The following is a 6,425-nucleotide window of genomic DNA, read 5'->3' on the forward strand; positions in this document are numbered from 1 at the left end:
TTCGTGCCTGAATGTGTTCCTTAGACAAGTCCCATTCTTGCACTGCAGCAAGGCATCTCGCTTCTCAACACCCCATCAAACACCAGAAACCTCACCCCAAATCGGTGCATCCAGGCTCAGGCAGCAGGGGCGACGACCGAGCGCAGTGAGGGCGCCGCGTATCGAGGTCACCCGCTGCTGCGGTCCACGCTCTGCACTAGGTATCGCCAAGCGATACCCATTGCTGACCGTCCTCGTCGATTGCCCGCCGATCTCGCCTGAGGTTCGAAAACTCGTCCCGCTCAGCGGTGTCCAAGGGCAATCTGCCCTCGGAGCCATCTCAGGGGGACGAGAATTTCGGAGCTTGCGGACCCCCGCTCCCTGAGGAGCGTCCGGAGCTTGCGGAGGACGCAGAACCCCCGCTCCCTGAGGAGCGTCCGGAGCTTGCGGAGGACGCGTCACGAAGGGCTTGCGAGGTCGACTCACCAGGTCTTCGTGGCTAGCGCGGCCCGGATGAGCTCCGGGATGTCGGCGTCGGTGTCCGCCGGCAGATCGTCGATCGGCCACCACTGCAGGTCCACCGATTCCTCACTGCGTTCGAACGCCGGGAGGCTGCCGTCGGCAGTCGGGGCGGCGACCACCCGGTAGCGCACGTCGAGATGCCTGGTCGGCACGCCGAGTGAGCAGGTGATCGGGTGGGTGTGCAGGTGCACGATGCCACCACTGCCGCCGACGCGATCGAGGTCGAGACCCGGGATGCCGGATTCTTCACGGGCTTCCCGCAATGCGGCGCCGGCCAAGGTCTCGTCGGTCGGCTCACAGTGTCCGCCGAGCTGAATCCACCTGCCCACGCGCGGATGCAGAGTCAGCAGCACATGGCTTCGATCGGCGTCGAAGACGATGGCCGAACCGGTGAGATGACCTGCCGCACAGGCGCGCAGGCAGGCGTCGGGAGTGGCGGCGAGAAACGCGAGGTAGGCGTGCCGCAGGCTGTCCTGCGCCGAGTCCGGCGCCTGCCAGGCGGTCAGGGCCTCGACCGCCGAGGCGTGCAGCGACTCCGCGGTCACAGCTCGACCACCCACTCGTCGGTCGGCGCGGCGTCGCGCAGCGGGGCGGCCTCGAGCGGGTGCCCGATGGCGACGGCGCCCAACGGCTCCCACGACGAGTCGAGTTCGAGGACGCGTCGCACCGTCGGCGCGGCGAAGATCGTCGATCCGACCCAGCAGCTGCCGATCCCGCGGACCGACAGCGCGATGAGCAGGCTCGCCACGGCGCCGCCCGCGGCCACCGTGAACATGGTGTGCTCGGCCGCGTTGCGTCGCTCGTCGGGGTACTCGTGCACACCGTCGGGCACCAGGAACGGGATCACCAACTCGGGTGCGTCGTACAGAATCCGACCGCGACGGAGCCGCTTCTCGATCGATTCGGGTGTCTTGGCATCGGATTCGAGGTCGGCGCGCCATTCGGCGTTCATCGCATCGAGCAACGCACGACGCCGCTCGACCGACCGCACCCACACGAACCGCACCGGATGGGTGTGGTGGGGCGCGGGCGCCGTCAGGGCTTCCCCGAGTGCGGTCCGCATGTCGTCGGGATCGACCGGTCGGTCGTCGAAGGCGCGCACCGAACGTCGTGTGCGGATGGCCTGACGCCGCCCCAGGGCGATGGCCTCCTCCGTGCCGAGCCGGAACAGGTCCTCTTCGGCGGGCCGGATCAGATCGGCGGCGGTCGAACCGTTGTCGACGGGTGCGAACCCGCGGACGACGGCCACCGGGACAGCCGCGAGCTTGCCCTTGACCAGGTCGGCGGCCGCGGCCAGTTCGTCGGCGACCGCGATGTCGGTCACCACCAACGGATTCCCGTAGTCGTCGGTGCCACCGTCATACGGGTGGGTGACGGCGATGCCCGCCGAGCCGATCGCGACATCGGTCTGCCCGGTGCGCCACGCACGGCCCATCGTGTCGGTGATGATCACCGCGACCTCGAGGCCCGTTCGCTCGGCGATGGCGGCCCGCAACCGTGCCGCGCTGCCGTCCGGATCCTCGGGGAGCAGGGCCAGCTGGTCGGAGCGCACGTTGGAACCGTCGATCCCGGCTGCGGCCTGGACCAGACCCAGACGGCTCTCGGTGATGAGCGTGCGGTTCTTGCGGGCGAGCACGCGCACCGACTCGGCCTCGACGAGCTTGCGCCGCAGCGCATCACGTTCCTCCGGGTCGGCGGGTGCGTCGACCATGCGGCCCTCGGCCTTGGAGATGATCTTGCTCGTCACCACCAGGACATCGCCGGATTCCAGCCACGGTGCGGCGGCGAGGACCTCGGCGGCGACGTCGGATTCGTCGGTGAATTCGGGGAGCCCGGTGACGGGCCGGATCTCCAGGCCGTCCGGGGCGCGATGATCGGCGAGCTCGCTCACGCGGTGCCCACGTTCTGGTCCGGCAGCGCCACGTCGACGAGCGCGCAGGCCGCACGGATCATCTGCGCGGTGGCCTGCGGGTCGGTCATCAGCAGCGGGGCCGAACCGATCGAGATGCCGTCGACGCGTGCGTGGTCGCCCTCGGCGATCAGCCAGCCGTCGAGGATGCCGTTGCCGCTGCGGGCCCCGTAATGGGCGGCGATGGCCTCGGCCGACGATTCCACGCCGATCACCGACAGGCATTCGTCGGCCATACCGCGCAGCGGTCGGTTGTCGATGACCGGGGAGACGCCGACCACCGGGGCCGTCGTGGTCCGCAGTGCGCTGCGCATTCCCGGAACACTCACGATCGCACCGATGCTCACCACCGGATTCGACGGCGCGAGCACGATGACGTCGGCGTCGGCGATCGCGTCGAGGACACCGGGTGCGGGCGTGGTGTCGTCCGAGCCCACCTGCGCGAAGCCGAAGGTCGGGACCTGCGCCCGGTGGCGCACCCACCATTCCTGGAAGTGGATCGCGACCCGCTCGCCCTCGTCGCCGTCCGGTTTCGCGATCACCACGTGGGTCTCGTGCCGGTCGTCGGTCACCGGCAGCAGGCGCACCCCCGGGTTCCATCGGCGGCTCAGGGCGGCGGTCACATCGGACAACCGGTACCCGGCGTCGAGCATCTGGGTGCGGATCAGATGGGTGGCGAGATCACGGTCGCCGAGGCCGAACCAGTCCGGGTCCGCCCCGTAGGCGGCGAGTTCCTCTTTCGCGTGCCAGGTTTCACCGCGCCGGCCCCACCCACGTTCGGGGTCGATGCCACCGCCCAGGGTGTACATGCACGTGTCGAGGTCGGGGCAGATGCGCACGCCGTGCATCCACGCGTCGTCGCCGACGTTCACGATCGCGGTGATCTGATGTTCGCCGACACCGAGAGTGGGGTCGTCCGGATGCGGCGGGAACGGGGTGACACCCAGCAATTCGCGCAGTCCGAGGAGGAAACGGGCACCCCCCACGCCGCCGACGAGTACGGTCACCTTCACAGCAGGTACTCCTTCACACCGCCACTCTAGTGGTCGGCCGCGAGGGTTCGTACGCCGCTGTCATGCCCGTCCGGCGGGCTGGGAGGAGGGCTCGTGAGTGTGATCTTCGCTTCGCCTTCGCGTCATCGTCGTGTCGAGTCACAGATTTGTCGGCACGCGATGGTAAAGGGAATTCTTCGATTCAACTTGACCGGGACCGCCCTCGGCGTGTCTAATCACATCAGTGTCATTCCGAGTTTGAGATCGAGAACATTCGAAGTCGAGAACTACTGGCCTCCAAGGGATTCGATCATGTGTTCGAACTCGGCAGAGGGTCGGTGCCGGCATCGAGTGCCGTCGCTCGGGCGCTGTGTACAACGGATGCAGGGAGTTCGCGCACCCGGAGTACAAGTGGTGTGGCAGCAGTGGTGGGTACGGCAGCACGTCGTGTTCGCAAAGGACAGATTACGACCAACATCCCGAGCTAGGAGGCGCCGACGATGGCTTTGAACAACCCGATCGGCAATCCGCTTGAACCACATGATCGCCCGCAATTCATCGCAGAGTCTCCCGTGATGACATCCGCCCCGGAGATCGGTACCCCAGAATTCCGTACCCTTGGCCCCGTTGACGATTCGATGATCGGCGGCACCGCGCGTGCGGCCTCAGTCGAATTCGCCGCCGACGCAACCGGTCTCGCCGGTGCCGACGCGGACGAGTCGGCGGGTCGTCGTCATCTGGCCCTGGTGCCCAACGACTTCGACGACCTGTTCGACGCGGTCGAGGAGCAGTGGCAGGACCGCGCACTGTGTGCGCAGACCGATCCCGAGGCGTTCTTCCCGGAAAAGGGTGGATCGACACGTGAGGCCAAACGCATCTGCCAGGGCTGCGAGGTCAAGGCGGAATGCCTGGAGTATGCGCTCCACAACGACGAACGCTTCGGTATCTGGGGCGGGCTGTCGGAGCGCGAGCGCCGTCGCATCAAGCGCGGCATCATCTGACCGACGTCGCCGGAACGGCGTCGTCAGAACAGACGAATAGACCAGCGACAGCTGGACGCTCGACGGTCATCGTCGAACGCGATCATCGACCGCGGATCATTCAGGTCCGCGGTCGATCGTGTCTTCGTCGACGCCCAGGTGGGTCGCGACCTGCTGGACGAGAACCTCGTGTACCAACTCGAGAAGATCTGTCCCCTTCTTCGCGCGGGACTCCAGCGGCCGGCGGAACAGGATGATCTGAGCCCGCGTCGGAACCCCGTGGACGTCCATCCCCGCCGGGATCAGCCGTGCAAGCGGAACCGCACCGTCGGCGGTCACCTCGTCGGGCCACTCGACGGTCTCGGGATCTCGGGGGAGCAGGCGCGGGATCTCGTCGACGGCGATGTCGAGTCCGGAGAGCTGATCGTGCCACTGCGCGTCGATCTCGGCGAAGGCCTCCAGCGCGACGGCGTCGAACTCATCGGATCGGGTGTTGTAGGCGGGGACGTTCTGCGGCAGCAGCGGGGAACGCAGGCCGCGTCCTCGCCGGTCTCGGTACCGTTCGACCCGTCGTCGGCCACGACGAAGTCCCGGCTGGCCGTATGAGCCGCGCTGCGTCGGCTTCGGGTGGATGCGCATGGCGCGAGTCTAAGAGGTCGCAGTGGCTCGTGTCGCCCCCGCCTCGGCCCGTTGTGAGCGTGTCGAATCTGTGGTTGCGGACAGGGCGGGCTAATCTCGTCACGTGAAGCTTCCCCGTCTGTGCTGCCGACCCGGCTGCGCCCGATCCGCGGTGGCTACCCTGACCTTCGTCTACGCCGAATCGACTGCGGTGATCGGTCCACTGGCGACCTCGGAGGAGCCGCATTCCTGGGATCTGTGCGACGATCACGCCCGGCGGATCACCGTGCCGCGGGGGTGGGAGATGTTGCGCAGTGAGCGGGGATTCTCGGCACCTGCCGAGGACCACGAACTGACCGCCCTCGCCGAGGCCGTCCGCGAGGCCGGCGCCGTCGCCGGGGGTGCGCGCCCGGGCTTCGTCGATCGCGGGCCCCTCGGTCGTGGTTCGGATCGGATGCCGGTGGACTCCCTCGACGCCTTCGACTCGCGGGCTCGGGACGAGGCACGCGCGGCCGATGCCGCCTACGAGGCCGCCCTCGCGGATCGCCGGAGCGGCCGCCATCGCGCCGGGCCGGTCGACTCGCCGTCGCAGCCGCCGGCCGTTCCGGGAGTGCCGCGCCACCAGACGCGGCCACGTCCGGGCCGCCGCGGTCATCTCCGCGTACTCCCGGATCCGGTCGACTGAGCGGACACCACCACGCGGGGGGCGTGGAACCCGTTGTCGCCGTCGGGGGCCGCGGATCATTCGTGCTCCGGCCCGGACCCGCCCGCCCGTCCGAACCCGGTCCGAGAATCGAACGGGTGACTGTGTCGCGTACCCGGGCGTGTGTCCCCGCACCTGGCTACGCTGGTTCCATGCGTACCGGTACACCCGACCTCGACGATGCCGAGGAGTTGTTCTCCGCGGACGTCGACGGACTGCTGCGGGCCGTCGCGCTCGCCGGAGCGCAGGTCCGTGCCACCGCCGAGGCCGTTCGTGAGGGTGTCCTCGCCCCTCTCGCGGACCTCCGACCACGTAGCATCGTGGTCGTCCACGGTTCCAGCGAGGTCTCGCATCGGGCGGCCGAGCTGAGTGTCGCCACCCTCGCAGCGCGTGTCGACGTCCCGGTCGTGAGTGGTCCCGTCCTGCCTGGCTGGGTCGGTCCTCTCGACGTCGTGATCGTGGCCGGCGAGGATGCCGGAGACATGGCGCTGGCGGATGCCGCCGCGCGCGCCCAGCGTCGTCGGGCGGAGGTGGTCGTGGCCGCGCCGATCGCCGGCCCCTTGCGGGATGCCCTGGGCGGCAACGGAATCGACCTCTCTCCGCGGTTCGACGTCGAACCGCGCTTCCGGTTCGTCGGTTTCGTCGCGGCACTGCTGGCGGTGTTCGGCGCACTGACGCAGGTCCGTGTCACCGGCCCGACGCCCGTCCTCGACGACCTGGCC

General features: G+C 68.7%; 6 protein-coding genes and 1 pseudogene. 3 read left to right on the forward strand and 4 right to left on the reverse strand.

Annotated features, from left to right (window positions below; genetic code table 11):
- Positions 1-461: 461 nt before the first annotated feature.
- The 3 genes from NWF34_RS25045 to cofD are packed head-to-tail and all read right to left on the reverse strand — an operon-like array spanning position 462 to position 3,423.
- Entirely contained in the window at positions 462-1,046 is a 585-nt protein-coding gene (locus tag NWF34_RS25045; protein WP_024500583.1) for an NUDIX hydrolase, read from the reverse strand.
- The gene (locus tag NWF34_RS25050; RefSeq protein WP_024500582.1) at positions 1,043-2,392 is read right to left on the reverse strand and encodes a coenzyme F420-0:L-glutamate ligase; all 1,350 of its coding nucleotides are present in this window, start codon (positions 2,390-2,392) and stop codon (positions 1,043-1,045) included. The genes NWF34_RS25045 and NWF34_RS25050 overlap by 4 nt, the downstream gene beginning before the upstream one ends.
- Positions 2,389-3,423, reverse strand: coding sequence for a 2-phospho-L-lactate transferase (gene cofD / locus NWF34_RS25055; RefSeq protein ID WP_024500581.1), 1,035 nt, complete (start codon positions 3,421-3,423; stop codon positions 2,389-2,391). The genes NWF34_RS25050 and cofD overlap by 4 nt, the downstream gene beginning before the upstream one ends.
- A 716-nt stretch (positions 3,424-4,139) precedes the next feature.
- On the opposite strand from cofD, the gene NWF34_RS25060 reads away from it, so the two are divergent.
- Complete coding sequence (locus tag NWF34_RS25060) at positions 4,140-4,403, forward strand: WhiB family transcriptional regulator (RefSeq protein WP_232513138.1); 264 nt, start codon at positions 4,140-4,142, stop codon at positions 4,401-4,403.
- 96 nt (positions 4,404-4,499) lie between these two features.
- Here the strand turns inward: NWF34_RS25060 and NWF34_RS25065 are convergent, their stop codons facing one another.
- Entirely contained in the window at positions 4,500-5,021 is a 522-nt protein-coding gene (locus NWF34_RS25065) for a metallopeptidase family protein (protein WP_024500580.1), read from the reverse strand.
- A gap of 103 nt (positions 5,022-5,124) precedes the next feature.
- Here NWF34_RS25065 and NWF34_RS25070 point away from each other — a divergent pair, with 103 nt between their 5' ends.
- On the forward strand, positions 5,125-5,685 hold the full coding sequence (locus NWF34_RS25070) for a DUF3499 domain-containing protein (RefSeq protein ID WP_191834456.1): 561 nt from the start codon (positions 5,125-5,127) through the stop codon (positions 5,683-5,685).
- A gap of 170 nt (positions 5,686-5,855) precedes the next feature.
- Positions 5,856-6,425, forward strand: a pseudogene (locus tag NWF34_RS25075) (hypothetical protein); the annotation flags it as partial.

Source organism: Gordonia sp. GONU, assembly GCF_024733855.1.
GTDB classification, from domain to species: domain Bacteria; phylum Actinomycetota; class Actinomycetes; order Mycobacteriales; family Mycobacteriaceae; genus Gordonia; species Gordonia amicalis.